Source organism: Streptomyces sp. NPDC005402 (genome assembly GCF_040606575.1).
Classification (GTDB): Bacteria; Actinomycetota; Actinomycetes; order Streptomycetales; family Streptomycetaceae; genus Streptomyces.
Map to the genome: position 1 here is coordinate 26,009 of NZ_JBEXFB010000025.1, position 25,444 is coordinate 51,452.

The window sequence follows — 25,444 nt, forward strand, 5'->3', positions numbered from 1 at the left end:
TCCTTCACCTGACGGACGACTCACCGCGGCCGCGGACCCGCTCGCGCAGGGCGAGCAGTGCGTGCACCGCGTCGAGGGAGGGGGACGGCACGCCGGCGCGGCGCGCGAGTTCGCGTACGGCACCGACGATCGCGTCGAGTTCGAGGGGGCGGCCCCGGTCCGCGTCCTGCAGCATGGAGGTGCGGAACGCGCCGAGCTTGCGGGCGATGTCGAGCCGGTCGTCGGCCGTCATGGCGCTCTCGATACCCAGTGCTGCACCGACGGCCGCCGTCTCGTCGAACACGGCGGCGCAGATCTGCCGTACGTCCGGGTCGTCGAGGATGTCGAGGACGGTGGCGCCGGTGAGTGCGCTGACGGGGTTGAGGTTGACGTTGCCCAACAGCTTTTCCCAGATGTCCCGGCGGATGTCCGCGCTGGGTTCCGGGCGGACGGGCCCTGCGGAGAGGGCCTCGGCACACCGGTGTACACGGTCGGAGATCCCGCCTGTCGAGTCGCCGATGATCAGCCTGTCGCCGCTGAGGTGCGTCACCCGGCCCGGCCCCTCGACAGCGCTGCTGAAGTGCGCCACGCCGGACATCACGCGCTCGGGGGGCAGGAGTTGCAGCAGTTCTCCGTCGGGGTCGACCGATCTCAGCACGGGGTCTTGCCCTGCGACGCGTTCGACGGTGGCCGGCAGCCACCAGGGCACTCCGTTGGCCACGACCAGCACGTCCGTGCCCTGTGCGAGCCAGGTCCGCATGCTGCGGGCGGCCGGCAGCAGGTACTGGCTCTTGACGCAGACGACGGCCAGGTCCGGGACGGGGAGCCGCGCGGGGTCGTGTGCTGTGGAGAAGTGATGACGGACCTCGACTCCGGCTCCCGTGTTCCGGCCGACGCCAGGACCGACTCCCGTTTTCGGGCCGACTCCCGACTCCGGGCTGACTCTCGTCTCCGGATCGACTCCCGGTTCCGGGCCGCGCAGCAGGAGCCCCTGCGCGGCGATCGCGTCGAGGTGGGGGCCGGGCCGTCCGAGCAGGGAGACCTCTGCGCCCGAGGTGGCGAACGCCGCGGCGAGGGTGGCGCCGACGGCGCCCGGTCCCACGACGGTGATCCGAGGTGGCCGGCTGGGCGGTGGGGATGCGGGCGAATGTGACAACGCCGTCGCACCTCCTTTCCGGAGGGTCCAGGGAGGGTGTGGCCGGTCGCAGCGAGCATGCGCTGTGTCGCGGGCCCACAACAATGTCGGTGCCTACACCCTCAAAGGTCCCGTGATGTAGATTCCGACATCCCCTGAAGGGAGGGCCGGCATGACCGCGATGCCCCTGGATCAGCTCGTCGAGGCACTGCGAGGCGGTGTCATCAGCCTGCTGTCGGACGGTGGCGGAGGTGACTGGCACGTTGGCGGGGCCGAGTTGCTGGACTGCCCGGAGGCGCTCGGTACCAACGCCCCCGGGCACCTGCTGCTCGCGGTCGGCCTGGACATCGCCGACCGTGACGCGTTGAGCCTGGCGCTGCGCACGGCCGCGGACCACTCCTGCGCACTCGCCGTCAAGTGCTCCACTCCCCCGCCGCCGGAGGTGTCGGCGCAGGTCGCCAGGACCGGCGTTCCCGTCCTGGCCGTCGATCCGCAGGTGCCCTGGACGCGGGTGCAACGACTGATCACGACCATCCTGACCGCACGCGCGGCGGTGGCCGAACCGGGCGGTGGGACGACGGGCGGCGACCTGTTCTCCCTGGCCAACGCGGTCGCCGGAATCGTCGGCGGCGCTGTCGCGATCATGGACACCCAGCAGGTGGTGGTCGCCTACTCGAGCCTGCCCGACCAGCCCATCGACGAGACCCGGCGGCGCGGGATCCTGGGCAGGCGGGTGCCCGAGGACGCTCTCGCCGATCACCTGAACCGGGAGGTGTGGGTGAGCGACACGGTCGTACGCCAGCACCGGCCCGGCGATCTGCCGCGCACGGCCGTGGTCATCAGGGCCGGTGAGGACGTCCTCGGTTCCCTCTGGGTCGCCTTTCCCGACGAGGCCGCGGCCGCCGACTGCGGGCCCACCCTGCAGGAGGCGGCCCGGGTCGCGGCGCTGCACATGCTGGCGCTGCGCCGCCAGGTCGACGCCGAGCAGGAGAGCCGCGACCGGGCCCTGCGGCATGCACTGGAGGGCCGGTCCGCGCAGGGCGATCCGCCGGGCGGTGTCCGTCTTCCCGCCGTGCTGGTCGGGCTGGCCGAGGCGGCGGGGGCGCGCGGCAGCGAGGAGTCGTGGGAAGCGGGTACCGCGGCCCGCCGCCGCGCCGCGCTGCTGCGCACCCTGGACCTGGCCGTCCTCGACGGGCGCTCGCTCGGGTACGAACCGGCGGCGGCCCTGCTCGACGACCGCGTCTACGTGTTGCTGCCGGCCGCCGGTTCCGGTTCGGTGTCCACCGGTGTCCTGCTGGACCACCTGGTGGACCGGGTCCGGCACAGCCTGCACAGGTCGTTCACGGCGGTCGACTCGCCGACCGTCGGGACGACTTCGGCCCTGATCGCGGCCCGCCGCGACATCGACGCCGCGCTCGACCATCTCCGGGAGCAGTGCGCCGGCCCCGGCGCGTACCACGCCGAGGACCTGCGGCCGGAGTTGGTGCTGCGGCGGCTCGTCGGCGCCGTGCGCGAGGACGCCGAACTACGCACCGGCATCGCGGAACGCCTGCGGGCGCACGACGCCGAACACGCCACCGACCACTGCGCCACACTGCTCGCCTATCTGCGGCACTTCGGTGATGTCGCCGCGGCCAGCGCCGAGTTGCACATCCACCAGAACACGTTGCGGCTGCGGCTGCGCCGGGCCGAGCAGCTCTTCGGCGTATCACTCGCTGATCCGACGCGGCGCCTTCTGCTGACACTGGAACTCACTGCTCTCGCCGGCCTGTCGGAGCCGCCTACGCCCGGCTGATGTCGCGTCGGACACCGTCCGGCCGGATTCACTGTCGATCCCGACATTGGCTCCCGAGTGGTCGCGCACCCATGCTCCTGCACACCGAGGCCGTCGCCCGGTACCGGCGATGCCCACGAAGCGATCAAGGAGCACGGCAGTGACCGTTCTGGACACCCCGACGAGCACGGCGAAACCGGCACGCATGAGTGATGCGGAGTGGCAGGCGCGGCTCGAACTGGCCGCCTGCTACCGCGTCTTCCACCACCTCGGATGGGTGGAGATGGTCTTCAACCACATCACCGTCCGGGTCCCCGGCGAGCAGGGACACCTGCTGATCAATCCGTTCGGCCTGATGTACGACGAGGTCACCGCCTCGAACCTCGTGAAGATCGACCTCGACGGCAACGTCCTGTCGGACTCCGACTGGCCGGTCAACGAGGCGGGACTGCTGATCCACTCGGTGATCCACGCCAACCGGCCCGACGCACACTGCATCATGCACACCCACACCACCGCCGGCACCGGAGTCGCCTGTCTGCGCGACGGCCTGGACCCGGACAACTTCTACGCCGCCCAACTGCACGACATGGTCGCCTACCACGACTTCGAGGGCATCACCGTCGACCCGGAGGAGAAGCCGCGGCTGGTTGCCGACCTCGGTGACCGCGACCTGATGATCCTGCGCAACCACGGCCTGCTGGCGGTGGGACCGACCGTCCCCGCGGCCTTCGCCGCCCTGTGGACTCTCCAACGGGCCTGCGAGATCCAGCTCGCCGCCCAGCAGTCCGGGCAGCCGCTGACGCCGGTGAGCCGGGAGGCGGCGGTGCGCTCGACCAAGGAGTCCTTCCAGATGGGCGAGCGCACGGAGGCGGGCAGGACCCTGTTCGACGCCCTGCGCCGCAGGATCGACCGCATCGCCCCCGACTACGCCGTCTGACACCCTCCCGCTCCCCCCGCTCCTCCCACTCCCCACTCCCCCCGCTCCCCCGGGCCGACGACGACCCGACGACGATCGGACTCCGCATGTCCCCATCCGCTCAGGCATCCGGCACCCGCAGTCAGCACCGCACCGTCGCGCTCGCCGCCATGGCGGGCACCACCATCGAGTGGTACGACTTCTTCATCTACGCCCTGTGCACGGGACTGGTGTTCAGCAGCCGGTTCTTCGACGGGCTCGGTGAGGACTCGCTGGTCATCTCCTTCGCGACCATCGGCATCAGCTTCTTCTTCCGGCCCGTCGGAGCCGCACTCGCCGGCCACCTCGGTGACCGGCTCGGCCGCCGCGCGATGCTGATCGCCACCCTGCTGCTCATGGGCGTCTCCACCACCCTGATCGGCCTGGTGCCGTCGTCCGCCTCCATCGGCATGAGTGCCCCCGTCATCCTCGTCCTCCTGCGGATCCTCCAGGGTCTGTCCGCCGGCGGCGAGTGGGGCGGTGCCGCGCTGATTTCCGTGGAGCACGCGCCGCCGGGGCAACGTGGCAGGTTCGGTTCCTACCCCCAGCTCGGAGCCCCGCTGGGCCTCTTGCTGGCCAACGGCGCCCTGGCAGCCGTCACCGCCCTCACCACGGACGACCAGTTCCTGGCCTGGGGCTGGCGCATCCCCTTCCTGCTCAGCGTGGTCCTCGTCGCCGCCGGGTTCGTGATCCGGCGCAAGGTCGAGGAAAGCCCCGTCTACCAGGAGCTGAAGGAGTCCGGGAAACGGTCCCAGGCACCGATCGCCACCCTGTTCACACACCACTGGCCGCTCGTCGTGGCCGGCGCCCTGCTCTTCGCCGCCAACAACGCCGTCGGCTACATGACCACCGGTGGCTATGTCCAGAGTTACTCCGTGAACCATCTGGACATGGACCCGACGGTGATCCTCATCTGCGTGATGGTCGCCGCGGTCGGCTGGCTGGCCAGCACCCTGGCGGGCGGCCGGCTGTCCGACCGGATCGGGCGCCTGCGTGTCTACCGCATCGGCTTCGTCATCCAACTCGCCTGGATGTTCCCGTTCTTCGCACTGCTCAACACGGCGAACGCGGGGCTCGTCGTGGTGGCGCTCGTCCTCTACAGCATCGGCCTCGGACTGACCTACGGGCCACAGGCCGCACTGTTCGCGGAGCTGTACCCCACCGCGGTCCGGTACAGCGGTGCGGCACTGTCCTACGCCATCGGAGCCGTACTCGGCGGCGCCTTCGCGCCCATGATCGCCGAAACGCTGCAGTCCAGCACCGGCACCGTGTACTCCGTCGCCGTCTACCTCGCCGCGGTGACGGTGATCGGGCTCGCCGTCACGTTCTTCCTGAAAGAACGCCAGGACGTACGGCTGAGTGACACCGAAGCCGGCGAGAAGGACGAGCAGGCGGTCGTGACCGCCTGAGGAACCTCAGACCGGTGACGCAGCCAGATCGGGCGACGAGCGGCCGGTCACACCTGACAACACCATCCCAACCCTGCATCTACCTCGAGGAGCCACACATGAACGAGCCGCAGGCTGACCCCACTCGGCCGGCATCGCTCGAAGTCCACCGCCACGGAGCCCTGACGCGGCGCCGCTTCTGGCAACTCGGCGCCGCCGCGGCGGTCACCGTCGGTGCCGCGTCACTGCTTCCCGAGCGCGCCGCAGCCGAGACCTCGGCGTCCGCGGCCCCGACCGCACAGGACTACTTCGACCGCGCCGCCGAACTGGCCGGCGACACCCCGAACCTCAAGAGCATCGTGAGCGCGCTCACCGCCGGCTACACCCCGCCGAGGCCCCCCGCTCCCGCGCCGCTCCGGATCTTCGACAACGTCGCCGTGCTCAGCGTCGGATTCGTGTCCGCCACGGCGATCCTCACCCCGGGCGGCATCATCCTCATCGACGCCCTCAACACACCGGACGAGGCGGAGCAGTACGTCGTCGCGGGCTTGCGCAGCCTGGGGGCCGATCCCTCGATGATCAAGTACGTCGTGGTCACCCACGGCCACGGCGACCACTTCGGCGGCGCCCAGTACCTGGCCGACCAGTACGGCAGCCGGGTCATGATGGCGCCGGCCGACTGGGACCTCCTCGCCTCCACTTCCCCGGCCAACGCACCCACCCGCGACCTGGACATCGCCGACGGCCAGAAGCTGACGCTGGGCGGTACCACCGTGACGCTCAACCACACGCCCGGGCACACACCCGGCACCGTCTCGCCGATCTTCCCGGCCCGTTGGCGGGGCCGCGCCCACACCGCGATGCTGTGGGGCGGGACCAACCCGCCCGCGGCCACCGCGAGCAAGGAGACCTACCTCTCCTCCGCCCTCACCTTCGCCTCCCGCATGAGGCGGGCCGGTGTCGACATCGAGCTCAGCAACCACGGCTTCGCCGACTACGGCCTCGAGCGGATGGAGCAGCTGCGCGGTGCGCCGAACGGTCGCGAGAACCGCTTCATCGTCGGCACCTCAGGAACAGAGCGGTTCATGAAGATCGTGGAGACCATGCTGCGCGGCCGTATCGCCCAGGATCAGCAGGCCGCCACGCCCACAGCAACGACGATGGCTGCCCCGAGCGCGCTCACGGCAGGCTGCTGCTGAGCTCCGCGACAGGGTTGCAGTGGCCGAAGCGGGTCCCGGCCTCCGAAGGCGGGGAGCCGTAGGCAACGGGCTCGTGCGGAAGGCAGGTCGTCTCACGCGGAAGGCGGATCACCGGTTCGCGCCGGCCGTTCCCGAGCCCCCTTCCGCGGGACACCGTCCTTCGAGCCGTCACCCGTCGGTCAGCCAGCACGAAGGCCGGGCACTCCGCCCGGCCTTCGGCCATCACCCTCCAAGCCCGCAGTGCCGCGGCGACACGCCCCCTCGACGTGTCGCCGCCGCCTGCCTGGAACAGGCCGAGGCATTCAAGCGCCACCGGCCCGACCTGCCGCTCGACCCCGAATCGGCGTGGGATCCCCTCACCACCGACGGCTGAGGGGATCGCAGGACACACCGGACGAGACGCTGAGCACACCGCCCCTTTCCTCCGGAGCGCCACGCATGACGAGCCGTGCTCTGGCGCGGCGGTCAGACAACCATCCACTGCTGGTTGACGCCGGAGGTGCACGTCGACTGGTCCAGGGCCGCGCCGTTGGCTGTCGACGCTCCGGCGACTTCGAGGCACTTGCCGCTGTTGACGTTGGTGTAGGTGACGTACCCGCCGATCACCGCCGTCCTCGTCCACAGTTGGTGCGAGGCGCCGGTGCACGTGGACTGGACGGCGGCCGCCGCGTCGGCGGTGGAGGCGCCGGAGATCTGCAGGCATTTGCCGCTGTTGACGTTGACGAGTTCGTAGGTGGAGCCGACGGCGGTGGGCACCCATTGCTGGTTGGCGCCGGAGTTGCAGTTGCCGGAGTTGACCGGCGCCCCGTCCGCGGTGCTCAGGGACCAGACGTCCGCGCACTTGGCGCTGTTGCGGTTCAGCAGGTGGTTGTTCGCGGCGCCGAGCGGACCGGCGATGACGGGCCAGCCTCCGGCGAAGGTCACCTGCCGGATGTCGAGGGTTTCCTGGCCGGAGTCGTCGCCGTTGTAGTAGTGGTAGGCGAGGAACTTGGAGGTGCCGTCGTCGTAGGCGTCCGCGCCGCCGGCGGCCACCTTGGGGTAGGCGCCCGTAAGGACGGTGGTCCCGCCGCCGGAGGCCATGTCCGTGCCGTTCTGGTCGAGGTACGGTCCGGTGATGCTGGTCGAGCGGCCGACGACGGTGTAGTAGGTGCTGTTGGTCCCGCTGCAGCACAGGCCCTTGGAGCCGAAGAGGTAGTAGTAGCCGCCGTTGAGGATGATCGTGGGGTTCTCGATGCCGACGGCGATGTGCCAGAGGTTGTTGTCCGTGGTGGACAGTTTGCCGGTGGACTGGTCCAGGACGTGCATGTAGGTGCCGCTGCCGGTCCAGGAGCCCCAGGAGACGTACAGCCGGCCGTCGGGGCCCCAGTCGACGTTGGGGTCGATGGGGTAGTTGACGTCCGTGACCATGCCCTGGTCGGTCCAGGGGCCCTCGATGTTCGTGGCGGTGGCCAGGCCCATCACCGCGTAGTTCGTGCCCCACAGCGAACCGGCGTAGTACAGGTGGTAGGTGCCGTTGAAGTACTTGATGTCGGGGGCCCAGATGTTCGGCGGGGTCGAGCCGAGCTTGCCGGTGATCCAGGACGGGGTCGACTCCCAGACGTTGCCCACCTTGGTCCAGCCGGATGCCGCGGTGCTGCCGCAGGTCTTGCGGATGGTGATGGATCCGCTGGGGTTGAGGGAGTCGTTCTCGAATCCGGTGGAGAAGCCGTAGTAACAGCTGCCGACCTTGATGACACTCGGGTCATGCATGCGCAGGTCACCGCTGAGCGCCTGGGTGGGGGAGGCGGTGACCAGGCCGAGAACGGTGAGGAGGGCGACCACGATCGTGCCGAGGACGGGACGTCCGTGCTGTCTGCGGATGCCGGGGCGCGGCAGTGTGGTGTGTGGGTTGGTCACGCGAGACTCCTTTGTGTCGCTGGGGTGTTGGCACGAGCCAGTGGCCCGTGTCAGGCCTCGGTTCTCGATCGGCCGCGGTACTGCCCTGCGGGGGCCGATGCGTGCCGGCCGGGCAGTCAGCCGCTGGTTGGGCCGGCAGCCTGCCGTGTAGTGGTGGTGGTCCCGGTCGGCAGGTCGGTCACTCCCCCATCGGGCCATTCGACACGTGCTGTCGCTCCGGTGGGCACGGTCGTCTCCACGGTGAGCTCTGCTTCCCGCAGCTCCCATCGGATCGCCACGCGGCCGTACGGCGACTCGTGCGCGGCGCCGGCCCAGGTGATGCCGCCGCCCGGTCGTGGGCGGAAGACGATGTCGCGGTAGCCGGGCGCACTCGTACTGAGCCCGGCGACCGTGGTGTGCAGCCACTGTGCGATCGCGCCGAGGGCGTAGTGGTTGAACGAGGTCATCTCGCCCGGATTGACCGTGCCGTCGGGCAGCATGCTGTCCCAGCGCTCCCAGATGGTGGTGGCGTCGTGCTTGAGCGCGTACAGCCACGAGGGGCACTCCTGCTGGAGGAGCAGGGCGTAGGCGGTGTCGTCATGACCGGTGGTGCTGAGCGCGGGTGCCACCAGCGGTGTGCCGATGAACCCGGTCTGGATGGTGTGACCGCCCGCCTCGACCAGTTCGGCCAGGCGACGTCCAGCGGCCGCCCGGGCCGCCGCGTCGGGGAGAAGGCCGAACTGGAGGGCGACGGCGTAGGCGGTCTGGGTGTCGCTGGTCATGAGACCGCCGGGCAGCACGTACTCGTCGGCGAACGCCTGCCGGACGCGTCGCGCGAGTTGTGCGTAGTGGTCGCGGTCGTCGTCGCGCCCCAGGACGTCGGCGGTCCACGCCACGTGCTGCAGGGACCAGGCGTAGTACGCCGTGGCGATGAGGTGCCGATCGGTACGGCCGGCGCCCGGGTCCTCCGGGGGTGCGAACGGGTCGAGCCAGTCGCCGAGTTGGTACCCGCCGTTCCACAGGCTGGACTCACCGGCGATTTCGGTGATGAGGTCGACCCACCGCCGTGCGCTCTCGTACTGGGCGGCAAGCAGACCGGTGTCGCCAGAGGCCTGGTAGAGCTCCCACGGGGTGAGTGCCACGACGTCGCCCCAGCCGGCGCCCGGTCGGGCCGGGGTCCACTGCTCGCCTCCCGGGATCTCGGGGACGTACCAGGGAACGGTGCCGTCGTCGTGCTGTTCGACGGCGACGTCGCGCAGCCATGACGCGAGCATGCCGTGGCAGTCGTACAGGAAGGCGGCGGTGGGTGCGAAGACCTGGATGTCGCCGGTCCAGCCGAGCCGTTCGTCGCGCTGCGGGCAGTCGGTGGGGAGGTCGACGAAGTTGCCGCGCAGGCTCCACACCACGTTCTCGTGCAGCCGGTTGACCTGTTCGTCGGAGCAGGCGAACCAGCCGGTGCGTGCCATGTCGGTGTGATGGACGCGGGCGACGACGGCGTCCTGCGGATCGTCTCCGCGCCAGCCGGTGATCTCCGCGTACCGGAATCCGTGAAGGGTGAAGCGCGGCTCCCAGGTCTCCGGGCCGCCGCCCCGCAGGATGTACCGGTCGGTGGACACGGCATCGCGCAGGGGCCGGACACACAGTTCCCCGTCCTGGAGTACCTCGGCGTGGCGGATGACGACGGTGTGTCCGGCCGGACCGGTGACCGTGATGCGGACCCTGCCGACGAGGTTCTGTCCGAAGTCCACCAGAAGTCTTTCGGCGTCCAGAGGCGTCACCGACACCGGGGTGACCTCCTGGGTGCAGCGCACGGGCGGACCGGTGGGTGCGGCCAGGGTCGCCGGGTCGCGGGCGACACTGTCCACCGACGACCATTCTGCGTCGTCGAATCCGGGGCTCGACCAGCCGGGCAGTTCATGCCGCGCGTCGTAGGTCTCGCCGTCAAGCAGTCCCGAGGCCAGGATCGGGCCCTGGCCGGCGAGCCAGGAGGTGTCGGTGCCCATGACGGTGACGGTTCCGTCGCGGTGGAGAATCTCCAGTTGGGCGATGAGGGCGAGCCGGTCGCCGTAGAGGTCGGCGTGGCCGCCACCGAAGCCCAGACGTCCGCGGTACCAGCCGTCGGCCAGCCAGGCGCCGATGGCGTTGGCGCCGGCGCGCAGGTGGTCGGTGATGTCGTGGGTCTGGTAGCGCAGCCGGTGGTGGTAGCTGGTCCAGCCGGGCGCGAGCGCGTGGTCGCCCACTCGACGGCCGTTGATCTCGATCTCGTACAGACCGTGGGCGGTGACGTAAAGCCGTGCACGCTCCACGTTCGAGCCGACGACGGTGAACTCCTTGCGCAGCAGGGGCGGACGGCGCTCGGCGTCGGACCGGACCGGTCCCTGCGGCTCGTGCGGTGAGATCGCGCGGGCCGTCCAGTCCGTAGGTGCCAGCAGGCCCGTCTCGATCTGGAGCGGCGGGCTCCAGCCGCTGGTCACCTGGTCGGCTCCGCGGACCCGCAGGCGGATCTCGCACCTTTCCCGGGACGCCAGCGGTGGCAGAGGCCAGGGCACGAGCACAGAGTCCTGGGAGGTCACCCAGTCGGTGCGGTGCGTCCCGTCGGCGCGGGTGGCCTCGATCTGGTACGCCTGCTGCGTCCAGCCGGCGGGTGCCGTGGTCTTCCAGGAGATCCGGGGCGCGGACTCACCGATACCGAACGGCTCCCGGTGGTGTTCCGCGGTCGGTGCGGCCACCGCGGGTGTCTGCTCGCGGCTCATCCCTTCACCGCCCCGGCGGTCAGACCCTTGATGATGCGCTGGTTGATGAGCAGATAGAGCACCAGGGCGCCGACGACATTGATGCTGATCGCGGCGAACAGCGGCCCGTAGGCCGTCTCCCCGTACTGGCCGGTGAAGTTGAGGAGCCCGACCTGGATGGTGCGCAGGTCGTCGTCGGTGGTGAAGGTGAGCGAGACGAGCAGGTCGTTCCAGATGAAGAAGAACTGGACCAGCGCGACCGTGAAGACGGCGTTGCGCACGACGGGAAATCCGATCCGCCAGAACGCGGTGAGCATGCCGGCCCCGTCGAGGGTGGCGGCCTCGAACATCTCGCGCGGGACCGCCCGGAAGTAGGTGGCCATCATGAACACGGTGAGCGGGAGGCCGACCGCCGTGTAGGTGATGATCAGCGGCCACATCGTCCCTGACAACCCGCTCTGGAAGTACACCCGGAACAACGGCAGCAGGATCATCTGGCTCGGCACCATGATGCCCACCAGGAAGACGAGGAGGACCTGGTGGCGTCCCCGCCAGACCATGACCTCCAGGGCGAAGCCCGCGGCGGTGCCGAGCACGATGATGAGCGCGAGCGAGGGCGCGGTGGCCAGGAGACTGTTGCGGATGTAGAGGGCGACGTGCCCGGTCGTCCACGCGTCGGCGTAGTTCTGGAAGTCCCACTTGCCGGGCAGCGACCACGCGGGGTCGTTGACGAACTCGGACTGGGTCTTGAACGAGCTGAGCACCAGCCACAGCAGCGGCATCACCTCGACGACCACCAGCAGTGCGATGAGCAGGTTCCGCACCAGGCGCCGGGCGTACGCCCGCCCTCGGACGGCGCCCGGTCGGCGAGGGGCCAGGAGTTCCCGCGGCGGTGCCGTCAGGGAGTCGGTCATGGAAGTTCAGCCCTTGGTCAGGTCGCGGCGCGAGAAGCGGAAGATGATGAGGGACACGCCGAGGCAGACGACGGTGAGCAGCGAGGCGATGGTGCTGCCGTAGCCGTAGTCGCCGTAGGAGAACGCGGTGCGGAACATGTAGAGGGTCAGCGGCGTCGTGTCGCTGCCAGGACCGCCGTTGGTCAGGGCGAGGACCGAGTCGAACACCTTCAAAGTGCCGTTGATGCTGAACACGACCGACGAAAACAACACGGGCGCGGACAGCGGCAGGACGATGTGCCGGATCAGCCGCCATCCGGTCGCGCCGTCCATCCGCGCCGACTCGAGCGTCTCCTCGGGGATGTCGAGGAGCCCGGCGAAGATGAGGACGCCGTAGAAGCCCATGGAGCGCCACACGTCCATGACGACCAGGACGACGAAGGATCCGCCTGCCCCGGCGAACCAGTCGCCGTGGTGGATGCCGAGCCCTTCGAGGGCGACGTTGGCCAGGCCGTTTTGCGGTGCGACGGCGAAGAGCTTCTGGAACATCAGGGCCACGGCGACCGTCGGGAGGATCACCGGGAAGAACACCAGCGTCCGGACGGCCGCGGAAGACTTGCGCAGGACGAACACGTAGAGCAGGGCGAGCAGGTATCCGCAGAGGACCTGCCCGGCGCTGACGGCTATGCCGTACTTGAAGGTGAACCACAGCGCCGAGTGCGCCTGCGGGTCGTTCCACAGCTTTTCGAAGTTGCCGAACCCTCCGAAGGTGAAGCCCTCGATGACGTTGCCCTTGAAGAAGGCGTAGCCCAGGGACCAGCCCATCGGCACCAGCATCACCAGGGTGTACACCAGCAGCGCCGGGCCCAACAGGACGGCAATGGCACGGCGGTCTCCCAGAACTGAACGCATGAGGGCTCTCTCACGAAGGGGTTGCTGCGGATCACGGATGTGACGGGAGGGGTCAGCCGTTGTCGAGGTCGGTCTGGACCTTCTGCATGAAGTCCTTGGCCGAGAGGCTTCCGGTGACGAGCGGCGCGGCGTTCGTCTGGCTGGTCTCCGTCGCCTTCGTGTTGAACAGCGCCTCGAACCACAGGGTGCTGGTCTTGGTCTTGGTGATGGTGTCCTGCACCGTCTGGGTGAGCGGGGGCAGCGTGCCGGTGTCACCGTTGGGCTTGAACCCAGAGACGGTGCCCTGGTCCTTCAGGGAGGCGGCGCCGTAGTTCTTGGTGATGCAGGTGAGCCAGTCCCCGACCTCGGCGTTGTAGGACTTGGCGGAGACGGCCACGGGGAGACCGACGTTGGCCGGGATCTGGTCCGCGCTGCCCTTGCCGCCCGTGACGGCCGGGAACGGCATGAAGCCGACGTTGTCAACGCCGATCTTGTTCTTGGTCTTGTCGTTGAAGTCGCCGAGCGCCCAGCTGCCCATGTAGAACATCGCGGCCTTGCCGGTCAGGAACTGCTGCGTCGCGGTGTCGTAGTCGATCGATCCGACGCCCTTGCCGAAGTAGCCGGCCTTGCCCAGGTCGGCGATGGCCTGTGCGGCCTTCACGTACTCGGGGTCGGTCAGCTTGGCCTTGCCGTCCGCCACCGCCTGCAGGGCGTCCGGGCCCAGCTCCCGGTAGAGGTAGCCGCTGACCAGGCGGGTCAGGGGCCAGCCGTCCTTGCCGTCCGCGGCGAACGCGGTGACATCGGCCTTCTTGAACTTCGCGGCCGCCGCGACCAGTTGATCGTAGGTCGTGGGGCTGGCGATGTGATGGTCGGCGAAGAGCTTCTTGTTGTACCAGATGCCCTCGATGTTGAACTGGTAGGGCATGACGTTGAACTTGCCGTACAGGTTCTCGACGGTCTTGACGGCGGCCGGCTGGACGTCGTCCCAGACACCGAGGTCCTTGAGCGTCTTCTCCAGGTCGAGGACCTGCCCGGCCTTGTCCAGCGTCTTGGTGAGCTGAGGGGTACCTCCCGCCGCGAACTGCACGGGCAGCGCGTTCTGGCCGGCGAGGAGCTGCACCTTCTGGTCGACGTTGCCGATCGGCAGCGTCTGGATCTTCAGCGGCAGAGCCTTGTTCTGCGGCGTGCACGGGCCCTTGCCCAGGGCAGTGAGCTCCTGCTGCACGATGTGGTTGTCGTCATTGATGGTGAGGCTGAACGCCTTCGCGTCGCCGCCCGAGCCGCTTCCGCCACCACAGGCGCTCAGCAGCAGGCTCGAAGTGGCGGCGGTCGCCAGGAGGGCTATACGGCGGGTTCTGAGGGTCTTGTGCACGGGTGCTCCTCGGCACGGGGCGTTGAAACGCTTCAACGGAGGGATGCCGGGAACCTATGACCCGTTTCGATGTGTGTCAAGGATCTGTCGCGGATGTTTCCGAACCGCGTTCGCGCGTTGCGGAGTGGTCGTCTGGAGAGGTTTCTCCAAGCGAGAGGCGAGGAACCACTGGTCAACGCAGTGCGCCGACACGGAAGGTGACGGCTGGCGCGGATCCGGGACGGTCACGGCGCGGGCGGACGCAGAAGGTGTCACAGCGACCGGCAGGCGACGGAGACGGCGCTCAGGTCGAAGGGCAGACCCGTACCGTCAGCGCGGTGCGCTGGCGCGGACGATCAGCTCCGGCTCCAGCACGACGGTGGCATGACGGTGCTGCTCGCCGGAGGCCACCTCGTCCATGAGCAGCCGGATCGCTTCCTGGCCCATCGCCCGGCCCGGCATGTCCACTGCGGTCAGCGGCACCGCCGCCGCACCGGCCGCGCGGTTGTTCTCGCAGCCGACGACCGCGACCTGGTCCGGCACCCGGATTCCTGCCACGGTGTGCAGTTCGTGAATGATGGCGTTGGCCAGCTCATCGGTCACGACGATCAGGCCGTCCGGCAGCTCGCCGGGCGCCCGTCGCGCGAGGTCCTGCCCGACCACGTGCCCATGGGCCGTGGTCAGGCCGACGCTGTCGATCTCCTCCAGGGATACGCCGGAACCCGCCTCCTCGATCGCCGCGCGCACTCCCCTGCGCCGGTCGCGCACCGGCTGGTAGTCGTCGTGCGCGACCACATACGCCAGTCGCGTGCGCCCGGAGTCGATGAGATGGCGGGCCGCCAGATACCCCACGTGCTCGTTGTTGACGAGCACCGAGCAGCAGGTACCCGGTCTCGGAGCGTAGTTGAGGAGCACGACCTGGCGCCCGTGCGAACGGATGCGAGCGATGCCGGCCGAGGAGTCCTCCATCGGAGCCAGCAGCACGCCGGTCACCCGGGACTCGTCGAAAAGGTCCAGATAGTCGTCCTGAAGCGCCATGTCGCACGCCGTGTTCGCCAGCAGCAGGTTCTGGCCGATCGCGCGAGCGGCGTCCTGCGCACCGTGCGCCATGTCGATGAACAGGGAGTTCTCGATATCGGCGAGCACCATGCCGACGCTGTTGGTCGAACCCGACACCAGCGAGCGGGCCGCGTCGTTGCGCACGAAACCCAGCCGGCTGATGGCCTCACGGACACGCTCGGCCGTCGCGGGGCTCACCTTGGCCGGATGATTCAGCACGTTGGAGACAGTGCCGACCGAGACGCCCGCGGCATCGGCGACGTCCTGCATGCTCGGACCGGCATGCCCCTGCACTCGCGGACGGGCGGTTGCCACAGTGCTCCTCGACCTCCGGTCTCATCCCGCCCCGACCGCACGCACTGCACTCACAGTGACCTGACCGGGCAGTCTCGGGCAACCGGCAGAATACATGACTCGCGTTGAAGCGCTCAAAGCATCGCACCCGGCCCTCCCCGGGTGACAGGATTTGCGCTACACAAAGGCAACGCACACACCTACAGCTCGGCCGAATGGTCCCCAACTCATTGCCTCAGACGACCTATCGACGCACAGGGCAGCCAGGCGAACAAACATTCAATCTATGCAATCGAAACGACAACTCCTGGCGGGCCGAACGGAGCATGCAAAGCCCCCGGCCGACCTGATTGAAACGCATCAATTACCACTTGACGCCGTCCTCCCAAACCCCTCTGGACGGCGAGGGAGTTCCCGAACACCGGCCCAGAAGCGAACACACTGGTCGAAGGCCGTCACCAGGCCAGCCACAGAGCACGGAGGGAGCACAAACACGCACTCCCATCGCACGATGGACACCAAGCCACGGCGCACGGGGGAAAAGGGCGGCCCCGCCGACGGTTAGGGTCTGGGCATGCAGAGGGGTGAGTTACTCGGCTCCGGCCGCAGTGCGGACGTGTTCGCCATCGATGACCACTGGGTCCTTCGCCGATACCGGGACGGGGGCGACGCCACCGCCGAAGCTGCCGTGATGGCCTACCTCGCGGAGCGCGGATATCCGGTGCCCAGGGTCCGGGACCCGGTGGGCGCCGGACCTGGCACGGCGCCGCGAACCGATCTGGTGATGCAGCGGCTGCACGGCCCGACCATGCTGCAGGCGCTGCTGCAGGGCACGATCACGGCCGGGGAAGCAGGATCTGCGCTCGCCGGCCTGCTGCACCGTTTACACTCCGTCCCCGCACGGACCTCAGCCGATCCAGCCCACCGCATCCTCCACCTCGACCTGCACCCGGACAACGTGATCCTCACAGCGGGAGGACCGACGGTGATCGACTGGTGCAACTCCGAGGAAGGGCCGCCCGCACTGGACTGGGCGATGTCGTCCCTGATTCTGGCGCAGGTCGCTGTCGACACCACGGCCCTGGGGGCAGTGGCCCGCTCGTTGCTCGGTTCCTTACTCACACACCCTGGTCCCGCGGTCGTTCCCGAGAACACCGGCGCCGGATGCCTCACGGAAGCCAGGAAAAGGCGGGCATCCGACCCGTCCATGAGCGAGTGCGAGACGTTCCTCCTCGATGACGCCATAAAGCTGATTCTCGAACTGACGGCCGCCCGACCTTGAACGACACGCTCAGCTTGTCGAACGTCCCGTCCTTCGCGCCACTGCAGCACGGCCGTCAATGCGGCGCCGCTCCGCTCACGTGGCCGCACCATCGCAACACCTGTTGCGCATGCCGCAAGCGCTCGGCGCCATCCCTCTGCTCGACGGTCAAAGGTGGGTCACGTCGTGCCCCGGACACGCAGGCTGGGTGTCAGGACGATAGGGGGTGGGATTTCGCCTGCGAGGAGTTGATCGACCTGGTGGATGGCCAGTTCGCCCAGGCGTCGCTTGTCGAGGTGGAGGGTGGTCAACGGAGGGTCGACCAGATCGACAACGCTCAGCCCGTCGTAGCCCACCAGCGCACAATCGTCCGGCACTTGGACGCCGATCCGGCGGGCGGCCCGGAGCGCGCCGATCGCGACCAGGTCATTGAAGGCGACCACCGCGGTGAGGTCGGGGTGCCCGGCGTGCAGAGCCTCGAACGCCGCGGCGCCGCCGGCAGGTGACTGCTCCCCCATGACGATCCACCCCTCGTCGACCGGGAGCGCATGTTCGCCGGCGACTTCGAGGAAGATGCGGCGCCGGACCAGCGGGGCGCTCAGGCACTCGCAGTCGAGCAGGCCGATACGGCGGTGACCGCGTTCGATGAGGTGCTGCATCCCGGCCCGGATGCCGGCCGCGGTGTCGATGTGGACCAGCGCGTGGTTCGACGATTCCAGCCCCCGGTCGACCAGGACGAGCGGCACGGTTTCGACGTACGGCTCGAGTTCCGCGTCGGGATGGCTGATGTAGCCGACAAGGGCGTCGACCTGTTGGCCGAGTGAGCGGACCAGGGCCAGCTCCCGGGACCGGTCGTTCTCGGTGCTGGCCACGAGCACCTGCCAGTCGCGTTCGTCCGCGGCCGCGATGACCCCTGCCACGAACTCCGGGAAGAAGGGGTTGACCACGTCGGGCACGATGAGGCCGACGGATACGACGTCCTGGCGGTTCAGCCCCCGGCCGAACCTGCTGGGCCGGTACCGCAGCTGCCTTGCCACATCGAGCACGCGGCGCTGAGTCGCCGGATCGATCTCCCCCTTGCCGTTGATCGCCCGGGAGACGGTCTGATGGGACACGCCTGCCGCCTGAGCCACGTCCCGGAGCGTGACGCGCTTGACGGCCTTCGCACCCCGTACCGGCTGGTCTTCCGTTGCCCGCTGTCCGGCCACGTTGCCCACTCACTTCTGTTTCTCGTGCCGCCCTGCACCCAAGTCAACCAGGTTCGCCGACCAGTCGCCCCACCGCCCGCCCGCCAGGGCAGCCCTGAGGTACCGGCGGCGCTTCGTGAGCCGTCCGGCGGCGGGCGTTGACTGACTCCGGGCCCATGAGCAACAATCCCGTTACCGGTAACGTTAGCGGTCACGTTAACGGTAACGGAACGAGCTGAGGAGAACGAGATGACCTCTTCGAGGGGCCCCGTACCGCACGATCCCCATCCGATGTTCCGTGCCGTGTTCGGCGGCTGGCACGCGAAGGCCGACGTCTTCTCGGCGCTGCCGGATGCTCCGGTGCAGCCGGATGATCCACAACGGCAGCGCTGGTGGCGCCGACTGAACGTGCGGCGCCAGAAGCCGACCGGCGGCGGATCTTCGCTCAGCCGGCCCACGGCGCGCCCCCAGGGCTGTCCTGCTCCCAGCGGGGACGGCCGACGCTGACTGGCCCCAACAAAATCTCTGGACGTGCCGGTGGGTGATCAGGCAGACGGCGCGTTCGAGGAAGGCCTCGTGAATGTCGTCGCGTCGTTCCCACTGGATCCGTTGGCGGCGGACCAGTTGTGCACCGCAGCGTCCAGATCGTCCCGATGATGACTCAGTGCCTCACCCACCTCGGTCGGCAAACGGAACTCGCCGTCACTCCACCGTCCCTCGCACAAGCAGACGCTGAATCAGCGGGCTGAAGCCCTACGAATGATCGTGTCCCGGTCGGCGCCGAGCAGGAACGGCAGCAGTTCTCTCAGGGCCCTTGCGAACGCCCGCACCCTGACCTCCGTCAGGCGCGCGTTGCCTGCTGTCCCCGGCAGATGATTCGGTGGCCCAAGCCCGCACTCGGCGTAGAGTCCCGCAACGTCGGCCCGGCGGGGTGCAGTTGCGGATTCCTCCGTCACTTTCACATACGCAGACACCGCGACTTCACAGTGCCAGACGTAGTGGTAAACACTGATCTTCAGGCCGTGACCGTCGTACTCGAGACCCCCGTCGATGTCGGACGGCATCGCGAACCCTGCCTCGGTCAGAAAGCCCAAAGCATCCCGCGCCACCCGGCGGACCACTTCCTCCCTGTCTCCCGTTTCCCCATCCCGCCACCATCCAGCCGAACGGTCGCTCCCGCTAGTAGGAACTGGCAGTGGCCAACGGTGGGTTGATTCCTGACGGGGATGCTTCAGTTGCCCGGGGACGCTCGGTCCTGCTCAGGCGCAGGCCGAGGTGACCTGGTACGACTGTGCGGACGGAGCCGACTGCCTGTACGCCGAGGGTGCACCGCTCTCGTCGACACCCACCCACATCCGGGACGGCTACGGCAGGTTCTCGTAGATCCAGTACGGCGGGACCGCAGCCCTGCTGTGCACCGAGTACAACCGGACCGGCACCTGTGACTAGTGTCCGAGGATCCGCAAGGATGGCTGGTGGACGGATTTCACGCCGATCAACTCGGTGCACCTCATAGCCAAGAAGGTGAACCGCTCTGCGCCTCCAGGTTCTGGCAAGTTGGGGCGCCTGACCGGCGAACTGATCGTTGCTCATGGGCGTCTGGTGGGGAACACGACTCGTGCTTCGATCATCAACGACCAGTAGCACGTTCCGTCGGCGAGGCGAGCCGCACCCGTCGTCGATGACCTTCATAGCCGCCGGACACGCAGCGCGCAGGTCAGCATCGGGAGGGTGAACTCGCCGTCGGCGGTTTCCGGTCGGCTCGCGAGGTAGGCGCGGATCCGGCCGAGCGTGGCCTTTCGTTCCCGTTCCGGCATGACGAGCATCCCCGCCTTCGTCGCGAGGGTCGCGACGAGCGAGTCGGCGGTACGACGCTGCCCGTGCGGGAACTCAGCCTGCTCCGACGAGCCGAACCTGGCGGCCACGCCCGTCCTGGGAAGGTGCATGTCGGCCGTCTCCGTGCGCCAACTCGCGGGAACGTCACGCGGGCCGATGGCTGCGCTCCCGCTGACCCGCGCGAGCCCGGCCACCCAGTCGACCCGGTCGTCCATGACGTTCCACAGACCCGCCAGGATGCCGCCGGGTGCGAGGACCCTGGCGATCTCGGGTCCGGCGACGGTCATGTCGAACCAGTGCATGGCGTTGCCGGACAGCACGGCATCGACACAACCGTCCGGCAGCGGTATCGCCTCGGCGCGACCCGGCAGGCCACGAACGGCCGGCAGCGCGCGGCGCAGCTCGGTCAGCATCGCCGGGTCGGGCTCGACCGCGACGACATCGGCGCCCAGTGCGACAAGTGCGGCAGTGAGCTTGCCGGTTCCGGCGCCCAGGTCGAGCACGCGCAGGCCGGGCGCGTGCTCAAGCGCCCAGCGCGCTGCGGCCTGCGCGTAGTCCGGGCGGTGCTCGGCATAGGCGACCGCCGCCGCACCGAACGACGAGCTGTGAAGTAGCCGGTCATCCTGGTCCACGCGATCACCGTATCCAAGCTGCCGCCGGTCGGGTACCACGCGTCACGGCTTCGCCGCCGCCCACCCGACAAGCGTTACCCCGGCGCTACCGAACAGGCCGACAACCCCGACAAGGCACGCTCGGCCCAGACCCGCGAACTTCCCAGAGCGAGAGCTACAGCCGTCGGGGCCCCTGGCACAGGTCGTGGACCCTCTGAACCTCCCTCTCTCCAACCGCCACCGCTGGCGAACTGTCGGGCACCTTCGCCCAGGTCGACGTCACCCGAGTGTTGGCCACATGGCCGACCGGACCGGTCGGGGCCGTGCCGGCCAGGACAGCGGTGAAGGTCACCGCACCCACGCGGCGCCGGACACGTCCGGATCTGTGGATCGGTTCGCGGCGTATCTGTCCTCCGCCGCGCGCGTCACTGCGGGGCGCTCGTGGGTGGAACCGGGAGCGGAGAGCGGGCGTGATCCCCGGGGCGTGCGGGGAGTGACGCCCCGGGGATCACGGGAGTGGGGCTACTTGACGGCACCGCTGGTGATTCCGGCGACGACCCGGCGCTGGGCGACGACGAACACCGCCACCATCGGCAGGCTCATCATCACGACGTAGGCGAAGATCAGGTGCCAGTTGTTGAGGTACAGCTGGGCGCTGGCGACCTGGTAGAGGTTGAGCGGCAAGGTGGCCTTCGAGCCACCGCCGAGTACGAAGAAGGCGTAGAAGATGTCGCTCCAGGCGAACAGCATCACCATGATCGTCGCGGTGGCGATGACCGGTTGCAGCAGCGGCAGGATGATCCGGAAGAAGACCCGGGCCGGTCCGGCGCCGTCCATGCGGGCGGCCTCCTCCAGTTCCTCGGGGAGGTTCCGGATGAAGCCGGTCATGAAGAAGATCGACGTGGAGAGATACATGCCGGTGTAGACGGCGATCATGCCGAGCTGGGTGCCGGCCAGGCCCAGCTGGCGCAGTTCCATGACGATGGTGATCACGGCCGGGGGCAGCAGCAGTCCGCTGATGCTCAGGGCGTACAGGGTGCCCACCAGACGCCCGGTGCGGCGGGCGAAGACCCAGGCGGCGCCGGCGCCCAGCAACAGGACCAGGACGACCGAAGGGACCACGACCAGCAGGCTGTTGACGAAGCCTTGGACGATCTTGCCCTGGTCGAAGGTCTGTTGGTAGTTGTCCGCGACCTGGACGTGGTGCGGCAGGGAGAGGTTGGGCTTGATCGCTTCGGCCTGCGGCTTCATCGAGGTGACCACGACGAGCCACAGCGGGATGCCGATGGTGACGGCGGCGACGAGCACGACGGCCACCGGCTGCACCCAGCGCGGCAGATGCCGGCGCGCGGGGATGAACACGGGCGCGGTGGTCACTGGTTGTTCTCCCTTCGGCGCAGGCCGACAATGACGGGGACGGCGAGGACGACGACGATGAGGAAGAGGACCAGGCTCATCGCGGAGGCCTGGGCGTACAGCCCCTGACCGAAGACGCGGAACATGTAGATGTTGAAGACCTCCGTCTCGCTGCCCGGGCCGCCGGCGGTGGTGGCCTGGACGATGTCGAAGGTGTTCATGGAGCCGATCAGTGCGGTGGTGACGTTGAAGGTCACCGCGGGGGCCAGCAGCGGGAACCGGATCGACCAGAAGGTGCGCCAGGGCCCGGCGCCGTCGATACGGGCCGCCTCCAGGACGTCTCCCGGCATGCTCTTGAGACCGGCCAGGTAGATCAGCATGGCCAGGCCCATCCACTTCCAGCCGTGGATGAGGGTCACCACGACCAGCGTCCAGGTCGTGGAGCCCAGCCAGGGGGTGTCGACGTGGTGGCCCGCGAGCGAGGACAGGACGCTGTTGAGGGCGCCGTCCTGAGCGAGCAGGGCGCGGAAGATGTAGCCGACCGCGAGGGCCGAGATCAGTACCGGCAGGAAGAACACCGCGCGGAAGAAGCGGTTGAACCGGCTGTCGCGCTCCAGCAGCAGAGCCAGGGCGAGCCCGAAGCCGTTCTGGAAGAGGGCGACCAGCACCGCGTACTCCACGGTGATGCGGATGTCCCGGAACATCGAGCCGTCCTGAAGGATGCTCCGGATGTTGGACAGTCCGGCGAACCGGATGTCCGAGTGGAACGCCGACCAGTTCGTGAACGGGTAGACGAAGTTGAGCAGGTTCGGCAGCAGGAAGAAGGCGCCGAACACGGCGAGCGCGGGCAGGGCGAACCACCACGGCTGGTTGGGCTTGCTGCGCGGCCGACGGCGCGGGGCGCGCCCGGCCGGCCCGTCGGCCTTTTTGCTGGGACTGACGTCGGTGACGCCGATGGTGGCTGTGTCCGCCACTTCTCACCTCCGGTGGGTGGCCCCGGGCAGTGCTGTCGGCAGGCGCCCGGGGCGGGTCGTGCGAAGGGACGTGCCGGTCAGAATCCGGAGACGCCGCGCGCCTTGAGAACCTGGGTGAACTGGTCCTGGGCCGCCTGGGCGACCTGCTCCGGCGTCTTCTTGCCGTAGATCATGTCGGCCAGGGCGAGGTGTATGTCGGGCGCGGTGAGAGCCTTGACCTGGAACACACCGGTGGCGGTGGCGAGCGAGTCGGCCTGAGCGGTCGCGGTCTGGGGCAGGCCGTCGGGGTTGGGCACGGACGGTTCCACCGAGACGATGCGGTTCGCCTTGATGTAGGCCGGGTAGTCCTTGCCGAGCCAGAAGGACAGGAACTGGCGGGCGGCGTTCTGCCGCTGGTTGTCGCCGGTGTTGAAGGCGACGACGCCGTTGGTCTGGTCGGGCGAGTAGAGCGCCTTGGCGGAGCTGTTGGAGACGGGGAACCAGCCCAGTTTCTGGTCCATCTCGGCGGTGTTGGAGGTGGCCTGGATCTCGCTCTGCAGCGAGGTGACGTTCACGGCCATCGCGGCGCTGCCGTCCAGGATCGCCTTGCCCTGGTCGACGAAGGTGGCGGTCTTGTAGTTCTTCTGCGCCAGCCCGCCGTCCAGGACCTTCGTCTTGTACTTCTTGATCGCGTTCACGATCACCGGGTCGGTCCACTTGGCCTGGTTCTTGTTGAGCTTGTCCCAGAAGCTCTGCGGCAGGTCGGTCAGCTGCAGCTGGACCTGCCACTGCAGGGGCCACTTGTCGCCGCCGACCTCGAAGAACGGCGCGACACCCGTCTTGGACTTGATCGTCGCGGCGGTGGCGAGGAGGTCGTCGTAACTGGCGGGCATCTTGGTGATGCCGGCCTTGGCGAAGACGGCCTTGTTGTAGTAGACGCCGAGGGAGGCCGGGCTGGTGACGATCGCGGCGTAGCGGTGGCCGTCGACCTGGCCGAGGCTCTGCTCGGTCTTGCCGAGCTTGGAAACCCAGTCCTCGTTGTCCAGCTGGAGCAGGTTCTTCTGCGGCTGGATGAACGGCAGGGTGGAGCCGGTGGGCTGCCAGAACATCAGGTCGGGCTTGTCGCCGGAGGCCAGCTTGGTGGGCACGTTCGACTCGTAGGGGTCCGGTATCACCTGGGTGGTGACGGTGGCCCCGGTCGCCTTCTCGAAGGCGCTGATGGCCTGCTTGGGCTCGCCGACGCTGTTCTGCGCCACCCACATCGTCAGGTGGACGCCCTTCAAGCTCGCGGTCGCGTTCACGGACCCGGTCGGGGCGGCACCTGAGTTCGTGCCGCCGGAGGCGTCGCTGCAGGCGGTGGCAGCCAGTCCGAGGGCACACACGGCGGCGAGGGAGGAAACGGCTCTTTTCATGGGTCTTTCCTTAAGCGCGCGAGGGTTGGCGGAGCGGGGCTGTGAAGGTGGGTGAGGGCTGAGGCGAAGCAGAGGCGCGAAGGTGCCCGGGTCATACGTCCCGGCTCCCGGAGCTTTCGCGCCGGATCAGATCAGGGCCGGCGAGCGTCGGCTCGGGCGGCTGGAAGTCGGACTCCAGCTGGGCGCGCAGGAGTCCGAAGGCGGAGCGGCCCAGCCCCTGGAAGTCCAGGCGGACCGTGGTGAGGGCGGGTGTCACGAACCCCGAGTGCGGGGCGTCGTCGAAGCCGATGACGCTGACGTCCCCCGGGACGGACCGGCCGGCGTGGTGCAGGGCGCGCAGCACGCCCAGCGCCAGGTCGTCGTTGCCGCACAGGATCGCGGTGACGCCCGGATCGCGGGCGAGTTTGCGGCCCGCGTCATAGCCGGCCTGCGCGTCCCAGCCCTTGCCCGTGGGCGGCGGCGGGGTGACACCGGCGGTCACCAGGGCCTGGCGCCAGCCCTCTGCGCGTGGTGCCGCCGAGCGCTTGGAGCCCGTGGACGCCGGGATCGCCACGTAGTGGACGGTGGGGTGGCCGAGTCCGAGGAGGTATTCGGTGGCGGCGCGGGCCGCCTCCCGGTCGTCGACCCACACGGCCGGTCGGGGAGGTGTCCGGCCCGGTGGCGGCGCTTCGACGGCCGCGGCGCAGGGCACGTTGGACGGAATACGGTCCAGGGCCGCCGCTCCGAGCCGGTCGAAACCGATTACCATGATCCCGCCCCCGGCCGAGGTCGCCGTGGCGATCGTCCGGTCCAGGTCGTCCTCGGGGGTCAGGACCCGTACGCCGACCGAGTAGCCGGCGGCCCGGGCGGCCTCCTCCAGGCCCTGCAGGGTGGCTGCGTAGCCGTAGAGGACGGTGTTGGACGTCAGTACTGTGACCGACTTGGTGACGCCGCTGGCCAGGGCGAACGCGGTGGCGTTGCGCTGGAAGCCGAGTTCGCCGATGGCGGCCTCGACCCGGCGCCGCGTCTCGTCCTTCACGTTCGGGTGGTCGTTGATGACCCTCGAAACCGTCTGGTAGGAGACGCCGGCCGCCTGGGCGACGTCGCGGATACTCGCGGGCTTCTGCTGCTTCCCCTGAGGGCCGGCATGGGCTCCGGAGCTTGTGTGACCGGTCACAGACATGCGAGGATTGTGAGCGGTCACAGCACGGTCGTCAAGAGGTCGCAACCGCGGTGTTACCTCGCAGGCAAAAACGCGAACCATCGCTTCGCAGGCCTGGAGACCCCACAAACCCAACGCCACCTGCGCATACCAGCTCAA

The 25,444-nt window shown here is 68.9% G+C and carries 20 protein-coding genes and 1 pseudogene; 6 read left to right on the forward strand and 15 right to left on the reverse strand.

All coding sequences use genetic code 11. From position 1 onward, the window contains the following. Nucleotides 1-4 precede the first annotated feature (4 nt). Nucleotides 5-1,081, reverse strand: a complete 1,077-nt coding sequence (locus tag ABZT02_RS36470; RefSeq protein ID WP_356025458.1) for a 2-dehydropantoate 2-reductase — start codon at nucleotides 1,079-1,081, stop codon at nucleotides 5-7. Nucleotides 1,082-1,286: 205 nt separating this feature from the next. Between ABZT02_RS36470 and ABZT02_RS36475 the strand changes: the two genes are divergently transcribed. The 4 genes from ABZT02_RS36475 (at nucleotide 1,287) to ABZT02_RS36490 (ending at nucleotide 6,433) form a co-directional block, all read left to right on the forward strand. After that, nucleotides 1,287-2,909, forward strand: a complete 1,623-nt coding sequence (locus ABZT02_RS36475) for a helix-turn-helix domain-containing protein (RefSeq protein ID WP_356025459.1) — start codon at nucleotides 1,287-1,289, stop codon at nucleotides 2,907-2,909. 139 nt (nucleotides 2,910-3,048) lie between these two features. Next, a complete protein-coding gene (locus ABZT02_RS36480; protein ID WP_356025460.1) occupies nucleotides 3,049-3,828 on the forward strand; it encodes a class II aldolase/adducin family protein in 780 nt (259 codons plus the stop codon). Between the two features lie 86 nt (nucleotides 3,829-3,914). Next, nucleotides 3,915-5,255 carry an MFS transporter gene (locus ABZT02_RS36485; RefSeq protein WP_356025462.1) on the forward strand — a complete coding sequence of 447 codons (1,341 nt, stop codon included), beginning with the start codon at nucleotides 3,915-3,917 and terminating at the stop codon, nucleotides 5,253-5,255. Between the two features lie 98 nt (nucleotides 5,256-5,353). After that, nucleotides 5,354-6,433: an MBL fold metallo-hydrolase gene (locus ABZT02_RS36490; protein WP_356025464.1), complete on the forward strand. Its 1,080-nt coding sequence runs from the start codon at nucleotides 5,354-5,356 to the stop codon at nucleotides 6,431-6,433. 465 nt (nucleotides 6,434-6,898) lie between these two features. Here the strand turns inward: ABZT02_RS36490 and ABZT02_RS36495 are convergent, their stop codons facing one another. From ABZT02_RS36495 to ABZT02_RS36520, 6 genes are all read right to left on the reverse strand, one after another. Continuing rightward, on the reverse strand, nucleotides 6,899-8,329 hold the full coding sequence (locus tag ABZT02_RS36495; RefSeq protein ID WP_356025466.1) for a family 43 glycosylhydrolase: 1,431 nt from the start codon (nucleotides 8,327-8,329) through the stop codon (nucleotides 6,899-6,901). Nucleotides 8,330-8,445: 116 nt separating this feature from the next. Beyond that, nucleotides 8,446-11,061, reverse strand: a complete 2,616-nt coding sequence (locus tag ABZT02_RS36500; protein ID WP_356025468.1) for a family 78 glycoside hydrolase catalytic domain — start codon at nucleotides 11,059-11,061, stop codon at nucleotides 8,446-8,448. After that, complete coding sequence (locus ABZT02_RS36505) at nucleotides 11,058-11,954, reverse strand: carbohydrate ABC transporter permease (protein ID WP_356025470.1); 897 nt, start codon at nucleotides 11,952-11,954, stop codon at nucleotides 11,058-11,060. The genes ABZT02_RS36500 and ABZT02_RS36505 overlap by 4 nt, the downstream gene beginning before the upstream one ends. Nucleotides 11,955-11,960: 6 nt before the next feature. Continuing rightward, nucleotides 11,961-12,845: a sugar ABC transporter permease gene (locus tag ABZT02_RS36510; protein ID WP_356025472.1), complete on the reverse strand. Its 885-nt coding sequence runs from the start codon at nucleotides 12,843-12,845 to the stop codon at nucleotides 11,961-11,963. 52 nt (nucleotides 12,846-12,897) lie between these two features. Continuing rightward, nucleotides 12,898-14,196 (reverse strand): extracellular solute-binding protein, encoded by a 1,299-nt coding sequence (locus ABZT02_RS36515; protein ID WP_356025474.1) that lies wholly within the window; start codon nucleotides 14,194-14,196, stop codon nucleotides 12,898-12,900. A gap of 309 nt (nucleotides 14,197-14,505) precedes the next feature. Then, nucleotides 14,506-15,504, reverse strand: a complete 999-nt coding sequence (locus tag ABZT02_RS36520) for a LacI family DNA-binding transcriptional regulator (protein ID WP_356025476.1) — start codon at nucleotides 15,502-15,504, stop codon at nucleotides 14,506-14,508. 598 nt (nucleotides 15,505-16,102) lie between these two features. Here ABZT02_RS36520 and ABZT02_RS36525 point away from each other — a divergent pair. Then, a complete protein-coding gene (locus tag ABZT02_RS36525; protein WP_356025478.1) occupies nucleotides 16,103-16,810 on the forward strand; it encodes a phosphotransferase in 708 nt (235 codons plus the stop codon). Nucleotides 16,811-16,968: 158 nt separating this feature from the next. Here the strand turns inward: ABZT02_RS36525 and ABZT02_RS36530 are convergent, their stop codons facing one another. Next, nucleotides 16,969-17,997 carry a LacI family DNA-binding transcriptional regulator gene (locus tag ABZT02_RS36530; RefSeq protein WP_356025480.1) on the reverse strand — a complete coding sequence of 343 codons (1,029 nt, stop codon included), beginning with the start codon at nucleotides 17,995-17,997 and terminating at the stop codon, nucleotides 16,969-16,971. 228 nt (nucleotides 17,998-18,225) lie between these two features. Between ABZT02_RS36530 and ABZT02_RS36535 the strand changes: the two genes are divergently transcribed. After that, a complete protein-coding gene (locus tag ABZT02_RS36535; RefSeq protein WP_356025482.1) occupies nucleotides 18,226-18,483 on the forward strand; it encodes a hypothetical protein in 258 nt (85 codons plus the stop codon). Nucleotides 18,484-18,501: 18 nt separating this feature from the next. Here ABZT02_RS36535 and ABZT02_RS36540 read toward each other — a convergent pair. The 7 genes and pseudogenes from ABZT02_RS36540 to ABZT02_RS36570 form a co-directional block, all read right to left on the reverse strand. Beyond that, nucleotides 18,502-18,594, reverse strand: a pseudogene (locus ABZT02_RS36540) (IS5/IS1182 family transposase); the annotation flags it as partial. Nucleotides 18,595-18,713: 119 nt separating this feature from the next. Then, nucleotides 18,714-19,097, reverse strand: coding sequence for a hypothetical protein (locus ABZT02_RS36545; protein ID WP_356025484.1), 384 nt, complete (start codon nucleotides 19,095-19,097; stop codon nucleotides 18,714-18,716). 567 nt (nucleotides 19,098-19,664) lie between these two features. Then, the gene (locus ABZT02_RS36550; RefSeq protein WP_356025486.1) at nucleotides 19,665-20,444 is read right to left on the reverse strand and encodes a class I SAM-dependent methyltransferase; all 780 of its coding nucleotides are present in this window, start codon (nucleotides 20,442-20,444) and stop codon (nucleotides 19,665-19,667) included. Between the two features lie 501 nt (nucleotides 20,445-20,945). Continuing rightward, nucleotides 20,946-21,800, reverse strand: a complete 855-nt coding sequence (locus ABZT02_RS36555; protein WP_356025488.1) for a carbohydrate ABC transporter permease — start codon at nucleotides 21,798-21,800, stop codon at nucleotides 20,946-20,948. Next, nucleotides 21,797-22,630 carry a sugar ABC transporter permease gene (locus ABZT02_RS36560; RefSeq protein ID WP_356025645.1) on the reverse strand — a complete coding sequence of 278 codons (834 nt, stop codon included), beginning with the start codon at nucleotides 22,628-22,630 and terminating at the stop codon, nucleotides 21,797-21,799. The genes ABZT02_RS36555 and ABZT02_RS36560 overlap by 4 nt, the downstream gene beginning before the upstream one ends. A gap of 200 nt (nucleotides 22,631-22,830) precedes the next feature. After that, the gene (locus tag ABZT02_RS36565; RefSeq protein WP_356025490.1) at nucleotides 22,831-24,144 is read right to left on the reverse strand and encodes a carbohydrate ABC transporter substrate-binding protein; all 1,314 of its coding nucleotides are present in this window, start codon (nucleotides 24,142-24,144) and stop codon (nucleotides 22,831-22,833) included. 91 nt (nucleotides 24,145-24,235) lie between these two features. Further along, on the reverse strand, nucleotides 24,236-25,306 hold the full coding sequence (locus tag ABZT02_RS36570) for a LacI family DNA-binding transcriptional regulator (RefSeq protein WP_356025493.1): 1,071 nt from the start codon (nucleotides 25,304-25,306) through the stop codon (nucleotides 24,236-24,238). Between the last annotated feature and the right edge of the window lie 138 nt (nucleotides 25,307-25,444).